The following is a 16,393-nucleotide window of genomic DNA, read 5'->3' on the forward strand; positions in this document are numbered from 1 at the left end:
ATTGGTGAGAACGCCCCGAACTCATTCATTCAGGGCTGGATTCCGGGCAAGGTGCTGAATTACGTGTTCGGCGCCACCCGGGTGCTGTCGGGCACCGAGAACTGGATCGGCGCCGACCAGATCATCCTGCTCTACGAGGTCGGCGCCACCCAGGTGCTGAACCTGCCGAAGTTCGACCAGCTGCAGATCGAAGGGCCGGGTGCGGCCTACACGCATGCCTCGGCCGGTGCCGACGGCTCGGGCGCCGATGGCTCGCGTCTGGCCTGCTCGACCAACCCGAGCTGCACCGTCGGCCCGGACGGCCTGCGCTTCAACCCGTTCCAGGCCAAGCGCAACCAGTTCGCCCATTCTTTCGCCGGCGGCTACCGCGTGGTCGGCCGCATCAGCTATGAATCGGTGCTGCCGGGCATCAGCGTGCAGCCGCTGTTCATCTTCCAGCACGACGTCTACAACAACTCGCCGGGCCCGGGTGCGAACTATGTCGAAGGCCGCATCCAGCTGAATTCGGTCGTCGAGATCCGCTACGAGAAGTCGGCCTCGTTCTCGATCGCCTACAACATGTACACCCGCGGTGGCGGCAACAACCTGTACCGCGACCGCGACAACATCGGCTTCTTCCTGAAGTACCAGTTCTGACCGAGCTTCCCGCCATGCGCCTTCCGAACGCTTCGCTTTCCGCCCTGCTCCTTGCCTGCGCCCTGGCGCCGCTGTCCCTGCTGGTTCGGGCCCAGGACGAGCCCGCTGCCGAACCTGCGGCGGAGGAAGCGGCGGCAGAAGGCGAGGCGGCCGCCAGCCCCGAGGCCGCTGCACCGGCCGTCACGCCCCGAGCCTCGGAGATGGCGGTGCGGGCGGTCAACAATCCGCTGCTCAAGGTGGTCAGCACCGGCAAGCGCTTCGTGGCTGTCGGCGCGCGCGGCCACATCCTGGTGTCGGCCGATGCCAAGGACTGGAAGCAGGTGGCTGCGCCGGTCGATGCGCTGCTGACCAGCGTCACCTTCGCCGATGCCGAACACGGCTGGGCGGTCGGCCATGACGCCAGCATCCTCGCCACCACCGATGGCGGCAGCACCTGGACCTTGCAGAACTTCCAGCCTGACCTCGGCAAGCCGCTGTTCGACGTGCTGTTCTTCGACCCGCAGAACGGCCTCGCTGTCGGCGCCTACGGGCTGATGCTGGCGACTCACGACGGCGGCGCCAGCTGGGCCCAGGTGGCCGCCAATGCCGTGACCGGCGAAGAGCGCCACATCAACGCGATGGCGCGCCTCGGCGACGGCAGCCTGATGGTGGTCGGCGAAGCCGGCCTGATCGGGGTCAGCCGGGATCGCGGTGAAACCTGGACCAAGGTCGCCGGCCCGTACGAAAGCTCGCTGTTCTGCGTCATCGCCGCCGGCAACAAGGGCGCGCTGATCGGCGGTCTGCGCGGCAACTCGTTCTTCACCGCCGATGTCGAGGGCGGCCACTGGAAGAAGATCGACACCGGCACCGACCAGTCGCTGTTCGGCATCGCCGCGCTGCCGGGCGATCGGATCGCGATGGTCGGCCTCAACGCCACGCTGCTGATCTTCGACGCCGCCGGCAAGACCCGGCAGGTGCCGATCAGCGACCGCAGCGGCAACAAGCAGACCGACACACTGTCGTGGCTGCTGCCGACGCGCGACGGATCGGTGCTGCTGGTCGGCGATGCCGGCGTCCAGCGCCTGGACGCCGCGAAGTTCTGACCGTCATCCGCGCGCGCCAGCGACGGATCGCGCCCGCCTCGGGTGAGGAGCGGCCCGCCGTGAACGCAGCTCGCCTGCCGGCAGCCGGTGCGGCCCTGGCCGCCTGGCTGATGGCATTGCCGCTGCTGGCCTCCGGCCAGCCGCTGCCGGAGCCGGAATCGCTCCGGCAGACGACCGAGCCGGCAACCTCGCTGCCGGCCGAACCGGTGCTGCCATCGTCGCCTGATCCTGCCGCGCCGCCGCCGGCCGAGCCGGTCACGCTGGCCGTGCTGCGCGAACGCCGTTTCCACCAGCTGTGGTCGGCCTTGCCGGTATCGGCGGAACCGGCCGAACGGGTCGAAGTGGCGTTGGCAGATATCCGTCGACTGCTCGCAGCCGGTCAGCCGTGGCTGGCGGCGCTGCAGGCGGCGCGGCTGGAAGCCGACCTCGGCGAGCGGCCTGGGGTCGCCGCCGTGCTGGCGACCGCCGCTGCCCGCTGCGGCCTCACCGGCATCGCGGTGTCGGCGCTGGCGCGCGCCGCCGGTGCCGAGCGCCTGGCGCTGGCAGAGGCGGTGCTGTCGGTGGCCGAACGGCGGCTCGCCGACGGCGAGCCGGATGCCGCGCTGGCAACGCTGCGCGCACTGCCGGTGCGGCTGGAACGCCGGCAACGCCATCGTCTGGCGCTGCTCAAGGCGCGCGCCCATTTCGCCCGCGACCGGCCGCTCGAGGCCGCGCAGGCCTTGCAGGCGGCCGAATTCGATCCGCTGCGGCTGGTCGGCGCGCCGCTCGATGACCGCCTGGAAGCGGCGGTGCTGCAGTACGACCTCGGCATCGCGCTGATCCGCAGCGGGGCCGCCGCCCGCGGCCATGCGCTACTGGAGCGGCTGGGCCGCAGCGACAGCATCGGCGACGAGCCGCCGGCGCAGGCCTTGCGCGATCGCGCCAATCTCGGGCTGGCGGCGGAATTCCTTGCCGCCGGCCAGGGCGCGACGGCGCGCGCGCTGTTCGAGCGGGTGGCGCTGGAAGGGCCGTACTCGAACCGGGCGCTGCTCGGCATGGGCTGGGCGTCGCTGGGCCCGCAGGGTGATCCGCAGTCGGGCGGGCTGAATCTCGACGGCGACGGCACCCGAGCGACGCCGAAGTTCGTGCTGCGGGTGATGCAGCGGCGGCGGCTGATCGATTGCGAGAACTACAACCGGCGGGCGCTGGCGCCGACCGAGCTGTGCCAGCGCCAGCTGCGCTTCGAACGCGCGCAGGTGCCGGAGCGCGCCGAATCGCTGGCCGAGGAAGCGATCGCGGTCTGGCAGGAGCTGAGCGCCCGCGAGCCGCGTGATCCGGCGGTGCGCGAAGCTTGGGGCGCGCTCGGCCATGCCGCAGCCCGCGCCGGCCTGCGCGCCGCCGCGATCGCCGGCTACGAAGCGGCTGCCGAGCGCCTCGAAGCGGCGCTGGCTGACAACCGCGCCGCCGCCAGCCGCTTCGCGGCCGAAGGTCTGGCGGCCGGCTGGGCGGCGCTGTCAGCCGACGGCGCGATGACGGCCGGGCTGGCGCCCGGCGCGCCGTTGCCGGTGGCGGCGCTGATCGGCTTCGAGGCAGCGCTCGGTGTCGACGCCGCCCCGCCGTCGCCGCAGCGCCAGCCGCTGCTCGCCGAGTTGCTGGAGGCGCGCGGCCTGCAGGCAATGTCCGGCGATGACCCGGCGCTGGCCGCATGGCAGGACGCGCAGCAGCAGGCGCTGGCGCGGACCGTTGCCGAATCGCTGGACGCCGAGCAGCGGCAGCTGGGCCGCTGGCTGGCCTCGGTGCGTGCCGGCCTGGCGACGCTGTCTGATCCGAGCTTCGTGCTGCCGTCGCCGGCTGCCGCGCCGCGCTGAGACCGCGCGTCCGTTCCGGCTTACAGGTACGGCGAGAACAGCCAGCAGATCGCGTCGCGGCTGCGCGCCAGGCCGGATGCCCGGTCCAGTTCGGCGAGGCTGCGCGGCCGGCACTGGTCGCGCACGGCATCGAAGTGCTGCAGCAGGTCGCCGGCCAGCTGCTGGCAATAGGTTTCCACCACCAGCTCGAAGTTCAGCCGCAGGCTGCGCGGATCGAGGTTGGCCGAGCCGATGTGGGCGTAGTAGTCGTCGACCACCACCAGCTTGGTGTGCGCGAACGGTGCCGGCCGCAGGTGGATGCGCACGCCGTGCGCCAGCAGCTCGCGCTGCCAGCGGCGGCTGGCCCAGTCGACCCAGCGCAGGTTGCTGCGCGCCGGCAGGATCAGTTCCACCGCCACGCCGCGCAGCGCCGCCGCTTCCAGCCCTCGGGCCAGCTCCGGCATCGGGATGAAGTACGGCGTCATGATGCAGACCCGCTGGTGGGCGTTGGCGAGCGCCGCCAGCAGCACCAGTTCCAGCCGCTCGACTCCTTCGTTGGGCCCGGCGGTGATGACCCGGCAATGACTGCGGCCGGCAGCGGCGATCGGTGGCCCGGAGCTGGTCAGCGCGGCGGCGTCGCGACGGCCATGCCAGTCATCGTCGAACGCCTGCGCCAGCTGGACGGCGATCGGCCCGCGCAGGCGGAAATGCAGGTCGATCAGGCCCTGCTTCGGCTTGCCGAGCACGGTGTGGTCGCTGATGTTCATGCCGCCGGTGAAGGCGAGGCCGTCGTCGACGATCAGCAGCTTGCGGTGGTTGCGCAGGTTGACGTGCGGCAGCGGCAGGAAGCGCCGCGCCAGCTGGAATGGAAGCGCCGGGTCGGCACGCCGGCCTGCAGCAGCAGCGCCGAGGCGCGCGGGAAGTAGTACAGGTCGCCGACGGCGTCGATCAGCACCCGCACCTCGACGCCCCGCTGCTGCGCCGCCACCAGGGCGGCGACGAACTGCGCGCCGACGCCGCGCCCGGAAAAGATGTAGCTGGCCAGCCAGACGCGGCGGCGCGCGCCGGCGATCGCCGCCAGCATCGCCGGATAGGCCCGGTCGCCGTTGTGCAGCAGATCGATGCCGTTGCCGGCGGTCAGCGGCCGGCCGGTCATCGCGCCGCCGATGCGCACCAGCTCGCGCAGTTCCTCGGCGATCACGCCCGGCAGCAGCGCACTGAGGCCGGGCGGCACGGTGTCGTCGCCGGCGCCGTGGACTGGCTGGGCCTTCGGATTGACCCGGTTGGTGCCGAGCAGCAGGTACAGCAGCGGGCCGGCGATCGGCGCCAGCAGGCAGGCGGCGATCCAGCCCCAGGCGGCGCGCGGATCGCGGACATTGAGCAGCGCATGCCGGGTGGTCAGCAGGCCGAGCGTCGAATGCAGCAGGGCCAGCGCCCAGGCGAGCTTGTCGACCGGCAGGCTCATCATGTCGGGCGGATGGAGATTTCCGCCGCCAGCGGCAGATGGTCGGAGCGGGCCTGGGCCAGCGTGTCGAGCCGGTGCAGCTCGATCTGCGGCGACAGCAGGATGTGGTCGATGCTGCGCGTCGGCGCCCAGCTCGGAAAGGTAGCCGGCGTGCGTTCCGGCAGCCAGAAGCCGGCCGCCTGCAGCGCCGGATGGGCGCGCAGCAGCGCCGGCTCGGCATTGAGATCGCCGACGATCACCGACGGTCGGTCGCGGCCGGTCTGCGCCACCAGGTAGTCGAGCTGCCGCTGCTGCGTCTGCCGGCCGAGCGACAGGTGGGTGACAAAGATTTCCAGCGGCCTGAGGCCGCCCGGCAGCTGCAGGGCCAGCTGCAGCGCGCCACGGCCGCGGATCGGGCCCGGCAGCGCGTGCTCGGCGATCACCTGCACCGGCCAGCGGCTCAGGTAGCCGAGCGCATGGCGGGCGAACGGCTTCAGGTTGCGGGTGATCGCCAGGCCGTGCTGCGGGAAACCGGCGGCGGCGGCCAGGTAGGCCATCTGGTCGACGAAGCCGGTGCGCAGGGAGCCGGCATCGGCTTCCTGGATGGCGACGAAGTCGTGGTCGCGGATCAGCACGGCGATGTCGTCGAGCGCGCCATGCGGGTCGCGGCCGGGCAGCGCGTGGCGCCAGGCGCGGGTCAGGTAATGGCGGTACTGCGCCGTGTGCAGGCCGACCTGGATGTTGAAGCTGAGCAGCTTCAGGCGCGGCGGCGCAGGCGGGAGCGAGGTCGGCGGCGTGGTCATCGGCAGCGCGGGTGGCGGTGCCGACACCTTATGCGAATTCGCCGCGGCTGCGGGCTGCTGCTCAGCGCCGCCGCTGGTACAGCAGCAGCGCGTGGCCGGGCGAAGTCGGCAGCACGGTGCCGCTGCCGCGAACGCAGGCGTAGGCCGAGGCCAGTTGCGGCGTGCCGTCGGCGGCGACCGATTCGCTGAAGGCGAGCAGGGTCAGGTCGGCGCCGGGATGGGCGCGCATGAAGCCGACCAGTGCCACGAAGGCCGCGCCGTGGCCCATCGCGAAACGGTGGCGATCCGCTTCCGGCACTCGCGGCCGGCACCAGGCGGCGAGGTCGGGAAAGTTGCTGAACTCCCGCCATTCCAGTCCGGGGTGGGCGGGCAGCCGTTCGGGCGACGGCGGGTTCGGGTATTCGAGGATTCGGGAAGTCGACATGCGCGGCTGCGCTCTCGCTGGAAGTCGTCCGGAATGCACCGGGCCTTCTCATCAAGACGAAATTCCGCGACAAAAACGGTCATCGCTGCCGGCGATTTCCTCGGCCGGCTGCCGAACGGCAGGCCGGAACGACTGGCCAGAACGACGAAACCCGGCACGGGGCCGGGTTTCGCGGTGCTGCCGGTGCCGGTACCGCCTGCGAGCAGGCGGCCGGCAGTTGCCTCAGATGCGCGCCTCGATGCCGAAGGCGGCGAAGCCCTTGGTCTCGAAGTTCTTGCGGAACATGTCGCGCAGCTTGGTCGCCGTGGCGTCGTAATCGGCCGGGTTCGGCCAGGTGTTGCGCGGGTTGAGGATGGCGGCATCCACGCCCGGGCAGGACTTCGGCATCTTCAGGTTCAGGATCGGCTGCACCTCGGTCTCGACGCTGTCCAGCTCGCCGTTCAGCGCGGCGTTCAGCAGCGCGCGGGTGACCTTCAGGCTCATCCGCTTGCCGGTGCCGTACGGGCCACCGCTCCAGCCGGTGTTGAGCAGGATGCAGCGCGACTTGTGCTTCTTCATCTTGTCGGCCAGCAGCTTGGCGTAGACGTTCGGCTTGTGGGCCATGAACGGGCCGCCGAAGCAGGCCGAGAAGGTCGGCTGCGGCTCGGTCACGCCGACTTCGGTGCCGGCCACGCGGGCCGTGAAGCCGGAGACGAAGTGGTACATCACGTCTTCCGGTTCCAGGATCGAGATCGGCGGCAGCACGCCGAAGGCATCGGCGGTCAGCAGCACGATGGTTTCCGGATGCGGGCCCTGGCCGTTCGGCATGGTGTTCGGCACCACGCTCAGCGGATAGCTGAAGCGGGTGTTCTCGGCGATCGAGCCGTCGTTCAGGTCCAGCTCGTCCGGATGGCACTCGGCCATCGTCTTGCCCGGCAGCGGCGGCACGTTCTCGATGATCGTGCCCGGCTTCGACAGCGCTTCGGCGATCACCGGCTCGGCGGCCTTGTCGAGGTTAATGAGTTTGGCGTAGCAGCCGCCTTCGAGGTTGCACAGGCCGTTGTCGGACCAGATCGTCTCGTCGTCGCCGATCAGGCGGCGGCTGGCGTCGGCCGACAGCGTGGTCTTGCCGGTGCCCGAGAGACCAAACAGGATTGCGCCGTCGCCCTTGGCGCCGACGTTCGCCGAGCAATGCATGCTCAGGCGGCCCTGCTTCGGCAGCAGGTAGTTGCCGACCGTGAAGATGGTCTTCTTGTTGACGCCGCAGTAGTCGGCACGGCCGGCGACGATGCAGATCTGGTTGCGGGTGTCGATGATCACCGCCGCTTCGGCGCGGCTGCCGTCACGTTCCGGCTCGCAGACGAAGCTCGGCACGTTGAGCATCGTCCAGCGTCGGGCATCGACATCCTTCACGCCCGGCAGGTTCTTCGGGAACATGTTGTCGCAGAAGAACGCGTGGGTGGCGTACTCACCGACGAAGCGGTACGGCACCGCGAAATCGGCGTCCGAACCCATGAACAGGTCCTTGACGTACAGCGTCGCTTTCTTCTCGTTCAGATGGGCGACGACGCGCTTCAGCAGGCCTTCGTACTTGGCCGGGTCGTAGGGCGTCAGATCGGCCTTGAACCAGATCTCGTCGGCCACTTCCGGCCACTTCACCGCGAAGGTGTCCTTGGTGCGCCGGCCGGTGCAGTCCGGATCGGTGTAGTAGACCAGCGGGCCGTTGACGCCCAGCTTGGTCGCGAACGCCTTCTGGGCATCGGACGGACCATCCCGCGAGACACGGCCGCGATCGTTGGCGATGGCCTCGTGGAAGAGCTGCTCCTTGCTGAGCTCGTACTTGTAAGTGACGGTTTTCAGACCGAACAGCTTTTCCAGATCGGCCTGAAAGCTCGGCGCAGCGCTTGTGTGATCAACCATGGATTTCGTTACCACCATTCGCGAAGGGAGGGGTAGCGGCACCGCGACGGGTACCAGCGAGTGCCGGCATTTTACGGAAACTCGGCTGTCTGGGGGTCGAGGGGGCAAAATTTTTGTGCGAATGCACAAATTAGGGGCCGCTTTTCGCGCCTTCAGCGCCCCGGCAGCGTGAATCCGGCGACCGATTCGCGCAGCTTGCCGGACAGCGTGTTCAGCGCGCCGACCGCCTCGGAGGCCTCGGTCGCCGAATCCGAGGTCTGCAGCGCCAGCTGCTGGATCGACAGCATGGTGTCGGCGATCCGCGTGGCGGCGGCCGATTCGCCGCGGGCGGCGGCGGCGACGCCCTCGATCGAACGCGCCAATTCCAGCGAGGCGGCCTCGATGCGGGTCAGCGCCTGGCCGGCTTCCTCGGCCGACTGGGCGCCGGCGATCACATGGGCGGTCGAGCGTTCCATCGAGGTCACCGCCTCGTTGGTGTCGGCCTGGATGGTCTTGACCCGCGTCTCGATCTGCCGGGTCGACTGCGAGGCATGCTCGGCCAGCTGCTGGATTTCCACCGCCACCTGTTGGAAGCCGCGTCCGGCGTCGCCTGCCCGGGCGGCCTCGATCGAGGCGTTGAGCGCCAGCGTGTTGGTCTGCTCGGCGATGTCGTTGATGGCCTCGACGATGGTGCCGATCTCCTGCGATGACTCGCCGAGCCGCTTGATCCGCTTGGCGGTGTCCTGGATCTGCTCGCGCAAGGTCGCCATGTGGTGGATCGTCTGGCCGACCGTGCCGGCGCCGCTGCGGGCGGTGCGGACGCTAGCATCGGCGTCCAGGGCGATCGTTTCGGCGCGGCCGGCCACCGTGCGCAGCGAGGTGCTGGTGGCGGTGATGGCGGCGGCGGCGTCAGTGATTTCGACCGACTGCTGTCCGGACGCCGTCTGCACCCGGACGGCGATCGCGCGCGTGCCGGCGGCGGCCGCCGTCAGGTCGACTGCCGTGCGTTCGATGGTGCCGACCAGCCGGCGCAGCGTCTGCACCGTGGCGTTGATCGAATCGGCGATCGCGCCGGTGAACTGCTCGGTCACCGTCACCTCGATGCGCAGGTCGCCGTTGGCCAGACCGGTGATCTCGTCGAGCAGCCGCATGATCGCCTGCTGCTGGCGGGCCTCCAGTTCGGCGGCGGCCCGGGCGCGCTCGCGCTCGCCGGCCAGCCGGCTGCGCAGGAACAGGCCGAGCGCCGCCAGGCTCAGCAGCACGCCGGCCATGCCGACCCCGGAGACGAGTCCATCGACCGGCGCCAGCACGCCCAGCAGCGCGGCGCAGGCGATCAGCAGGCCGAGCGTCACCAGTCCCAGCGTCTGGCGGTCGCGGCGGTTCATGCGTAGGCCGGCTCGCCAGGCAGGCCGAGCAGCAGGTGCACCTGCACCAGCAGGTCAGCCGGCCGCAGCGGCTTGCTGAGGTAGCCGCGCGCACCCTGGCGCAGTGCCCAGTGACGGTCGGAGACCTGGTCCTTGCTCGATACCACCAGCACCGGAATCATCGCCGTCAGCGGATCGCGGCTGAGCTGGCGGGTGGCCTCGAAACCGTTGATGCCCGGCATCACCAGGTCCATCACCACGCAGTCCGGCCGGTGACTGCGCACCAGGCGCAGCGCTTCGTCGCCGGAGGTTGCTGCCAGCACCGTATGGCCGACCGCCTGCAGCGCCTGCGTCATCCAGGCCTGATCGGTCGGGGAGTCATCGACCACCAGCACGCGTGCCATCGCCGTCTGCTCATCCGCATGCCCCGCAGCGCAGGGCTTCGGCAGCGTTTTACCCGCGCCACACCCGCGTTGCACGGCCCGGGAAGCGCGTGCCGATGAAAGGCGTATTGCGTCCGACGCTGTTCATCTGCGCGGCTTCCAGGCGCCATTCCTGCGACGGGTCGATCAGGCACAGATCGGCGGGCGCGCCGATCGCCAGACCGCGCGCCGGCAGGCCCAGCACCTGCGCCGGCCCGCGCACCAGCCGGCTGGCCAGGGTCAGCGGGCTCAGCAAGCCCTGCTCGACCAGCTGCAGGCCGAGCGGCAGCAGCGTTTCCAGCGCCGAGATGCCCGGCTCGGTCAGCGGCAGCGGGTTGGTCTTGGCGTCGCGCTCATGTGGCTGGTGATCGGAGCAGATCGCCTCGATCAGGCCGCTGCCGACGGCGTCACGCAGCGCCTCGCGATCGGCTGCCGAACGCAGCGGCGGCAGCACGTGCGCCATCGCGTTGAAGCCTTCCAGTGCGGCATCGGTCAGGAACAGCTGATGGGCCGCGACATCGGCGCTGATCGGCAGGCCGCGCGCCTTGGCGGCGGCCAGCAGTTCGACGCCCCGGGCGCTCGACAGCCGGCCGAAGTGGACCCGCGCGCCGGTGTCCTCGACCAGCGAAATCCACTGGCGCATCGCCACCGCTTCGGCAGCCACCGGGATCGACGCCAGACCGAGCCGGGTGGCGACCGCGCCTTCGTGCGCGCAGCCGTTGTTGGCCAGCGCAGCATCGAGCGGCACCACGTGCACGGTCATGCCGAGACTGGCGGCGTACTCCAGCGCCCGCCGTGCAACCAGCGCGTTGGCGACCGGCGCCAGCCCGTTGGTGACGCCGACGCAGCCGGCCGATTTCAGCGCGCTGATCTCGGCAAGCGCATCGCCTTCCAGGCCCTTGGTCAGCGCGCCCAGCATGTAGACGTAGGCGCCGCCGGCGGCCTTGGCGATGCGGTTGACGCGGATCACCACCGCCGTGTTGTCGATCACCGGCTTGGTGTCCGGCGGCAGGCACAGCGCGGTGATGCCGGCGGCGAACGCGGCATTCGATTCCGAGCGCATCGTGCCTTTCTGCGTGGCACCCGGATCGCGGGTGCGGGCGCAGAGGTCGACGATGCCGGGCATCAGCCACAGGCCGCTGCCGTCGATGACCTCGTCGAACGAGCCGCTGGCGGCATCGACGATGACGCCGTCGCGGAACGCGAGATCGCCGCTGGCATCGGTGCCGGCCTGCGGATCGAGGCGGCGGGCATTGCGGATCAGGACGCTTTTCATGGGTTGGGAATTCCCTGCCATCCCTGGCGCGACGGAGGCGCTCACTGGCCGGCCCCGGCTCGGCCATCCATGGTCGAGCGTTCGGAATCGCCGCGAGCAGTGCCCGCAAAGCGCGTGTCCTCACCCAAGATCATCGCCATCACCGCCATCCGCACGGCAATGCCGTGCTCCACCTGTTCGAGGATCAGCGAGCGCTCGCCGTAGGCGACATCGCCCTCGATTTCCACGCCCCGGTTGATCGGCCCCGGATGCATCACCAGCACCTCCGGCGGCAGCTTGGCCAGCCGCGCGCGGGTCAGGCCGAAGTCGCGGTGGAACTCGCCGGTCGACGGCAGGAAGGCGCCGACCATGCGCTCCTTCTGCAGCCGCAGCAGCATGATCACGTCGGCCCCTTTCAGCCCCGAATCGAGATCGTTGAACACGGTCACGCCCATGTCCTCGATGCCAGCCGGAATCAGCGTGCGCGGGCCGACCACGCGAATCTCCTTGGCGCCGAGCGTGCGCAGCGCATGGATGTCGGAGCGGGCGACGCGCGAATGCAGGATGTCGCCGACGATCGCCACCGTCAGCTTCGAGAAATCGGGCCGGTGGCGGCGGATCGTGAACATGTCGAGCAGCGCCTGCGTCGGATGCGCGTGGCGTCCGTCGCCGGCGTTCAGGATCGCAACCTCGGGGGCGGCGTGCTGGGCAAAGAAATGCGCCGCGCCGCTGGCCTCGTGGCGGATCACGAACATGTCGACCTGCATCGCTTCCATGGTCTTCAGCGTGTCGAGCAGGGTTTCGCCCTTCGACGTCGAACTGGCGGCGATCTGCAGGTTCAGCACGTCGGCCGACAGCCGTTTCGCGGCCAGCTCGAAGGTCATGCGGGTGCGCGTCGAGGCTTCGAAGAACAGGTTGACCACGGTCTTGCCGTGCAGCAGCGGAAACTTGCGGCCGCGGCTGTTGCGGCTGTTGGCGAACTGTTCGGCGGTCTCGAGGATGTCGGTCAGCAGCGGCTTCGACAGTCCTTCGATGCTCAGCAGGTGGCGCAGACGGCCGTCTGCGGTCAGTTGCAGCGTGTCACTCATGTGGGATCGGGCAGGGCGAAAAAGCGGCTGCGATCGCCGCCGAGGAACTGTTCGAGAATCAGGCGCGCGGCCACGCCGTCGCGCTCGCCCTTCTGCACCTTCTTGGCCTTGCGGCCGTCGGCGCGTGCCTGGCGGATTTCGTCGTCGGCGGCGCGCGAACTCAAGCGCTCGTCGACCAGAAAGACCGGCGTGCGGTAGCGGCGGCTCAGCTCGGCAGCGAAGGCGCGGGCCGGCGCGGTGATGCGCTGCTCCTCGCCATCGAGGGTGATCGGCAGGCCGACGATCAGCGCCGCCGGCCGCCAGTCGGTGATGCCGCGGCCGAGCGCGGTCCAGTCCGGCTCGCGGCCGTTGGCGATCGCCGGCAGCGGCCGCGCCAGCTTGGTCAGGTCGTCGCCGACCGCCATGCCGATGCGCTTCAGGCCGTAGTCGAAGGCGAGGTAGACATCGGTGCGGCGGGTGGCAGGCCGGGCGGGTTCGACCGCCGGATCGGGGCTGGAATCGGCTACGGCTTCAGGCATGTCCGGCGCGGCTCGCAAGATGGGAGATATCGACGCCGATCAGCCGCGTTGCGGCGATCCAGCGCTCGGCGGCTGGCGTGTCGAACAGCACCCGCTGTTCGACCGGCGCGTTCAGCCAGGCGTTGTTGAGGATTTCACTTTCCAGCTGGCCTTCGCCCCAGCCGGCATAGCCGAGCAGCACCATGTAGGCGCTCGGGCCTTCGCCGCGGCCGATGGCGCCCAGCACGTCGCGCGAGGTGGTGATGTAAAGGTTGTCGTCGACCCGCAGCGTCGAATCCCAGCCGCCGGGCGCGGTGTGCACGACGAAGCCGCGCTCCGGCTGCACCGGCCCGCCCCAGAACACGATCGGATCGCTCGGCATCGCCTCGTGGTCGACGCCGATCTGGTCGAGCATGTCGGACAGCCGCAGGTCGGTCGGCCGGTTGACCACCAGGCCCAGCGCGCCCTTTTCGGAGTGCTCGCAGAGCAGGGTCACCGACTGCCGGAAGTTGTCGTCCTCGAGGCCCGGCATGGCCACGAGAAACTGGTTGCTGAGGTAGCTGTCGTCGCCCATGGCGGCAGTATCTTGGCAGGTTCGCCGACTGACAAGGCGTTCAGCGGCAGGGTGCGGTCAGCGGTTGGCGAGGCGCCGCTCGATCGCGTCCACCAGCAGGCCGCCGATGTCGGTGCCGAAGGCAGCGTCGATCTCGCGGGCGCAGGTCGGGCTGGTGACATTGATCTCGGTGAGGCTTTCGCCGATCACGTCCAGCCCGACGAACAGCAGGCCGCGGCGCAGCAGTTCCGGGCCCACCGTTTCGGCGATCCGCCGCTGCGCCGCCGTCAGCGGCCGCGGCTCGCCGCGCCCGCCGGCCGCGAGGTTGCCGCGCGTTTCGCCGCCCTGCGGAATGCGCGCCAGCCCGTACGGCACCGGCACGCCATCGACGACCAGCACGCGGGTGTCGCCATCGACGATCGCCGGCAGGTAGCGCTGGGCAACGATGGTGCGGCGGCCGTTGTCCGAGAGTTGCTCGATGACGCTGCCGAGGTTCAGGCCATCGGCGCCGACCCGGAAGATGCCGCTGCCGCCCATGCCGTCGAGCGGCTTGTAGATGACATCGCGATGTTCGGCATGAAAGGCGCGCAGCGTGCGTTCGTCGCGCGAGAACAGCGTCGGCGGGCACAGGTCCGGGAACCAGGCGGTGAACGCCTTCTCGTTGCAGTCGCGCAAGGACGCCGGCCGGTTCACCACCAGCGCGCCCTGCGCCTCGGCGCGCTCCAGCATGTAGGTGGAGGCGACGAATTCCATGTCGAACGGCGGGTCCTTGCGCATCAGGATCGCGTCGAGGCTGCCGAGCTTGATGACTTCCGGCTCGCCGCCGAAGTCGTACCAGTGCTTGCGGTCGTCGAACACCGTGACCGGCCGGGTACGGCCGTAGGCGACGCCGTCGCGCAGCCAGAGATCGCCCTGTTCGAGGTAGCGCAGCGCCCAGCCGCGCTTCTGCGCCGCCAGCATCAGCGCCAGCGTCGTGTCCTTGTACGGTTTGATCGACCCGATCGGGTCCATGACGATGCCGAGGGTTTTCATCGGGGCGCGCGGGATGGGATGGCGGGCGCATGGTACCGGATGGCTCCGGGACAGCCGCGGCGCCGGCCGGCGATACTGGGCGGCGATGTCGCCCGACCCCGAATTCCAGCTGCCGCCCGGCCAGACGCTGACCGACCGTTTCCCGGTGGTCGGCGAAACGCAGCCCGCGCCCGGCTACGGCGAGGACGATGTGGTGATCGAGGTCGCCGGCTGCGTCGATCGGCCGCTGCGGCGCACCCTGGCCGAACTGCGGCAGCAGCCGCAGGCCGAGCGTCGCGCGGCCATCCACTGCGTGACCGGCTGGTCGCGGCGCTCGATCACGCTGCGGGGCTGGCCGCTGGCGACGATCCTGGCGCCGGCCGGCGTGCAGCCGGAGGCGGCGTTCGTGCGCTTCGTGGCGCACAGCACGCGCCGTCACGACACCTCGCTGCCGCTGGCGCTGGCCCTGGCCGACACCTGGCTGGTCACCGAGATCGACGGCCAGCCGCTGAGCGTCGAGCACGGCGGGCCGCTGCGCACCGTCACGCCCGGCCGGTATTTCTACAAGAGCCTGAAATGGCTGGCGAAGATCGAGCTGCTGCAGCACGATCAGCCGGGCTACTGGGAACGCGAAAGTGGCTACGACAATGGAGCGGATTACCTGATGGAAGCGCGTTTCGACGCCCGCCGCGTGAGCCGCCCCGAAGACGTGGCGTCGTTTCGTTCGGCCACCGATTTCTCCGCCTGGCGCGGTCGCGTGCTGCTCAAGGCCCGGCTGGGCGGCTGGCAGCCGAAGACCGTCGACCTGTCCGGCATCCAGGCCAAGGCCTGCTCGCTGCGCAACGCCCGACTCGCGGGTGTCCGCCTGCGCGGGGCCAACCTGAGCCTCAGCAATTGCGAAGGTGCGGACCTGCGCGGTGCCGACTTCACCGGTGCCGATCTGGAAGGCGCGAGCTTCGCCGGTGCCGACCTGCGCGACGCCGTGATGACCGACGTGGCCTTGTCGGCGACCCGCTTCTTCCGCGATTTCGCCAACGGCCGGCGGCTGGCGGCGCGGGTCGAAGGCCTGCGTCTGCTGCGGCCGCAGGGATTGCTGGAAACGCAGGCGGCTTTCCTGCGCGAGGCGGGTGTGGTCGGTGTACCGGCATGAGTGCCTCGCCGCTGCGGTATGCGAGCCTGTCGATTGCCACCGCCGTCGTCGTGCTGGGGCTGAAGCTTGCGGCCTGGAAGGTCAGCGGCTCGGTCGGCTTGCTGTCGGATGCCCTGGAAACCCTGACCAACGTCGGCGGCGCCCTGATGGCGTTCACGATGCTGCGCATCGCGCTGCAGCCGCCGGACGCAGCACATGCCTACGGTCACGGCAAGGCCGAATATTTCTCCTCCGGCTTCGAGGGCATGCTGATCTTCGTGGCGGCGGCGATGATCGCCGTCGAGGCGATTCCCCGGCTGACCGATCCGCAGCCGATCGAAGCGCCGGGGCTCGGCCTCGGCATCGCGGTGCTGGCCAGCTTGATCAATCTGGTCGTTGCCCAGATGCTGCTGCGGGCCGGCCGCCGCCTGCACTCGGTGACCTTGGTCGCCGATGGCCGCCATCTGATGACCGACGTCTGGACCACCGTCGGGGTGCTGGTCGGTCTGGCCATCGTGGTGCTCAGCGGCTGGCTGTGGATGGATGCGGCGATCGCGCTGATGGTCGCCGCCCATGTGCTGTTCGAGGGCTTCAAGCTGATCAGCGAAGCCGCGCACGGACTGATGGACAGCGCCTGGCCGGCCGAGGAGCAGGCCCGGCTGCTGGCCGTGCTCGACCGCTTCCGGGTTGACGGCGAGGTGGACTTCCACGCGATCCGCACACGCCGCGCCGCCGCGCTGCACTTCGCCGATTTCCACGTGCTGGTGCCCGGCCGCTGGACCGTGCAGCGCGGCCACGACCTGATCGAGCAGATCGAGGCGGCGCTGGCGGAGCAGTTCGAGCGGCTGATCGTCAGCACCCACTTGGAGCCGTCCGAAGACCCGCGCTCCTACGAAGGGCGGCCGCTGCACCATTCGTGAGGCCGATCCGCCCCTTGGCGTGACCCCGGATGCCGGCGGCAGGTGGGAACCCCGCGCGGGC

General features: G+C 70.2%; 17 protein-coding genes. 5 read left to right on the top strand and 12 right to left on the bottom strand.

Annotated elements, in window-relative coordinates:
* The 3 genes from ACTIGJ_RS17025 to ACTIGJ_RS17035 all read left to right on the top strand — a co-directional run.
* Positions 1-636, top strand: a 636-nt coding sequence (locus tag ACTIGJ_RS17025; protein WP_439641519.1) for a DUF1302 family protein, incomplete at its 5' end; no start/stop codon positions are given.
* A gap of 14 nt (positions 637-650) precedes the next feature.
* Complete coding sequence (locus tag ACTIGJ_RS17030) at positions 651-1,718, top strand: WD40/YVTN/BNR-like repeat-containing protein (protein WP_439641520.1); 1,068 nt, start codon at positions 651-653, stop codon at positions 1,716-1,718.
* Between the two features lie 59 nt (positions 1,719-1,777).
* On the top strand, positions 1,778-3,565 hold the full coding sequence (locus ACTIGJ_RS17035; RefSeq protein WP_439641521.1) for a hypothetical protein: 1,788 nt from the start codon (positions 1,778-1,780) through the stop codon (positions 3,563-3,565).
* 20 nt (positions 3,566-3,585) lie between these two features.
* Here ACTIGJ_RS17035 and ACTIGJ_RS17040 read toward each other — a convergent pair whose 3' ends face one another.
* From ACTIGJ_RS17040 to gshB, 12 genes are all read right to left on the bottom strand, one after another.
* Complete coding sequence (locus ACTIGJ_RS17040) at positions 3,586-4,311, bottom strand: phospholipase D-like domain-containing protein (RefSeq protein ID WP_439641568.1); 726 nt, start codon at positions 4,309-4,311, stop codon at positions 3,586-3,588.
* A 32-nt stretch (positions 4,312-4,343) separates the two neighbouring features.
* Complete coding sequence (locus ACTIGJ_RS17045) at positions 4,344-5,012, bottom strand: PLDc N-terminal domain-containing protein (protein ID WP_439641522.1); 669 nt, start codon at positions 5,010-5,012, stop codon at positions 4,344-4,346.
* On the bottom strand, positions 5,009-5,791 hold the full coding sequence (locus tag ACTIGJ_RS17050) for an endonuclease/exonuclease/phosphatase family protein (protein WP_439641523.1): 783 nt from the start codon (positions 5,789-5,791) through the stop codon (positions 5,009-5,011). The genes ACTIGJ_RS17045 and ACTIGJ_RS17050 overlap by 4 nt, the downstream gene beginning before the upstream one ends.
* Positions 5,792-5,852: 61 nt before the next feature.
* Positions 5,853-6,215, bottom strand: coding sequence for a hypothetical protein (locus ACTIGJ_RS17055; RefSeq protein WP_439641524.1), 363 nt, complete (start codon positions 6,213-6,215; stop codon positions 5,853-5,855).
* A gap of 222 nt (positions 6,216-6,437) precedes the next feature.
* Positions 6,438-8,114: a phosphoenolpyruvate carboxykinase (ATP) gene (locus ACTIGJ_RS17060; protein WP_439641525.1), complete on the bottom strand. Its 1,677-nt coding sequence runs from the start codon at positions 8,112-8,114 to the stop codon at positions 6,438-6,440.
* A 152-nt stretch (positions 8,115-8,266) separates the two neighbouring features.
* Positions 8,267-9,478 carry a methyl-accepting chemotaxis protein gene (locus ACTIGJ_RS17065; RefSeq protein WP_439641526.1) on the bottom strand — a complete coding sequence of 404 codons (1,212 nt, stop codon included), beginning with the start codon at positions 9,476-9,478 and terminating at the stop codon, positions 8,267-8,269.
* Entirely contained in the window at positions 9,475-9,861 is a 387-nt protein-coding gene (locus tag ACTIGJ_RS17070) for a response regulator (RefSeq protein WP_439641527.1), read from the bottom strand. Before ACTIGJ_RS17070 ends, ACTIGJ_RS17065 begins: the two co-directional genes overlap by 4 nt.
* A gap of 49 nt (positions 9,862-9,910) precedes the next feature.
* Positions 9,911-11,155 (bottom strand): dihydroorotase, encoded by a 1,245-nt coding sequence (locus tag ACTIGJ_RS17075; protein WP_439641528.1) that lies wholly within the window; start codon positions 11,153-11,155, stop codon positions 9,911-9,913.
* Positions 11,156-11,196: 41 nt separating this feature from the next.
* A complete protein-coding gene (locus tag ACTIGJ_RS17080; protein ID WP_439641529.1) occupies positions 11,197-12,222 on the bottom strand; it encodes an aspartate carbamoyltransferase catalytic subunit in 1,026 nt (341 codons plus the stop codon).
* Positions 12,219-12,740, bottom strand: coding sequence for a Holliday junction resolvase RuvX (ruvX, locus tag ACTIGJ_RS17085; protein WP_439641530.1), 522 nt, complete (start codon positions 12,738-12,740; stop codon positions 12,219-12,221). The genes ACTIGJ_RS17080 and ruvX overlap by 4 nt, the downstream gene beginning before the upstream one ends.
* Positions 12,733-13,293, bottom strand: a complete 561-nt coding sequence (locus ACTIGJ_RS17090; protein ID WP_439641531.1) for a YqgE/AlgH family protein — start codon at positions 13,291-13,293, stop codon at positions 12,733-12,735. Before ACTIGJ_RS17090 ends, ruvX begins: the two co-directional genes overlap by 8 nt.
* Positions 13,294-13,350: 57 nt before the next feature.
* Entirely contained in the window at positions 13,351-14,304 is a 954-nt protein-coding gene (gene gshB / locus ACTIGJ_RS17095; RefSeq protein WP_439641532.1) for a glutathione synthase, read from the bottom strand.
* A gap of 85 nt (positions 14,305-14,389) precedes the next feature.
* On the opposite strand from gshB, the gene ACTIGJ_RS17100 reads away from it, so the two are divergent.
* Together ACTIGJ_RS17100 and ACTIGJ_RS17105 are read left to right on the top strand one after the other, a co-directional pair.
* Entirely contained in the window at positions 14,390-15,433 is a 1,044-nt protein-coding gene (locus tag ACTIGJ_RS17100; protein WP_439641533.1) for a molybdopterin-dependent oxidoreductase, read from the top strand.
* Entirely contained in the window at positions 15,430-16,332 is a 903-nt protein-coding gene (locus ACTIGJ_RS17105; protein ID WP_439641534.1) for a cation diffusion facilitator family transporter, read from the top strand. The genes ACTIGJ_RS17100 and ACTIGJ_RS17105 overlap by 4 nt, the downstream gene beginning before the upstream one ends.
* The last annotated feature ends 61 nt before the right edge of the window (positions 16,333-16,393 follow it).

The sequence above is a fragment of the Nevskia sp. genome (assembly GCF_051860985.1).
GTDB lineage: Bacteria > Pseudomonadota > Gammaproteobacteria > Nevskiales > Nevskiaceae > Nevskia.

What these genes read in the sequence shown, in the direction of transcription:
- ACTIGJ_RS17030 (WP_439641520.1), top strand. Translation starts at nt 651, where the DNA reads ATGCGCCTTCCGAACGCTTCGCTTTCCGCCCTGCTCCTTGCCTGCGCC.
- ACTIGJ_RS17040 (WP_439641568.1), bottom strand. Translation starts at nt 4,311, where the DNA reads ATGAACATCAGCGACCACACCGTGCTCGGCAAGCCGAAGCAGGGCCTG.
- ACTIGJ_RS17045 (WP_439641522.1), bottom strand. Translation starts at nt 5,012, where the DNA reads ATGATGAGCCTGCCGGTCGACAAGCTCGCCTGGGCGCTGGCCCTGCTG.
- ACTIGJ_RS17050 (WP_439641523.1), bottom strand. Translation starts at nt 5,791, where the DNA reads ATGACCACGCCGCCGACCTCGCTCCCGCCTGCGCCGCCGCGCCTGAAG.
- ACTIGJ_RS17055 (WP_439641524.1), bottom strand. Translation starts at nt 6,215, where the DNA reads ATGTCGACTTCCCGAATCCTCGAATACCCGAACCCGCCGTCGCCCGAA.
- ACTIGJ_RS17060 (WP_439641525.1), bottom strand. Translation starts at nt 8,114, where the DNA reads ATGGTTGATCACACAAGCGCTGCGCCGAGCTTTCAGGCCGATCTGGAA.
- ACTIGJ_RS17065 (WP_439641526.1), bottom strand. Translation starts at nt 9,478, where the DNA reads ATGAACCGCCGCGACCGCCAGACGCTGGGACTGGTGACGCTCGGCCTG.
- ACTIGJ_RS17070 (WP_439641527.1), bottom strand. Translation starts at nt 9,861, where the DNA reads ATGGCACGCGTGCTGGTGGTCGATGACTCCCCGACCGATCAGGCCTGG.
- ACTIGJ_RS17075 (WP_439641528.1), bottom strand. Translation starts at nt 11,155, where the DNA reads ATGAAAAGCGTCCTGATCCGCAATGCCCGCCGCCTCGATCCGCAGGCC.
- ACTIGJ_RS17080 (WP_439641529.1), bottom strand. Translation starts at nt 12,222, where the DNA reads ATGAGTGACACGCTGCAACTGACCGCAGACGGCCGTCTGCGCCACCTG.
- ruvX (WP_439641530.1), bottom strand. Translation starts at nt 12,740, where the DNA reads ATGCCTGAAGCCGTAGCCGATTCCAGCCCCGATCCGGCGGTCGAACCC.
- ACTIGJ_RS17090 (WP_439641531.1), bottom strand. Translation starts at nt 13,293, where the DNA reads ATGGGCGACGACAGCTACCTCAGCAACCAGTTTCTCGTGGCCATGCCG.
- gshB (WP_439641532.1), bottom strand. Translation starts at nt 14,304, where the DNA reads ATGAAAACCCTCGGCATCGTCATGGACCCGATCGGGTCGATCAAACCG.
- ACTIGJ_RS17100 (WP_439641533.1), top strand. Translation starts at nt 14,390, where the DNA reads ATGTCGCCCGACCCCGAATTCCAGCTGCCGCCCGGCCAGACGCTGACC.
- ACTIGJ_RS17105 (WP_439641534.1), top strand. Translation starts at nt 15,430, where the DNA reads ATGAGTGCCTCGCCGCTGCGGTATGCGAGCCTGTCGATTGCCACCGCC.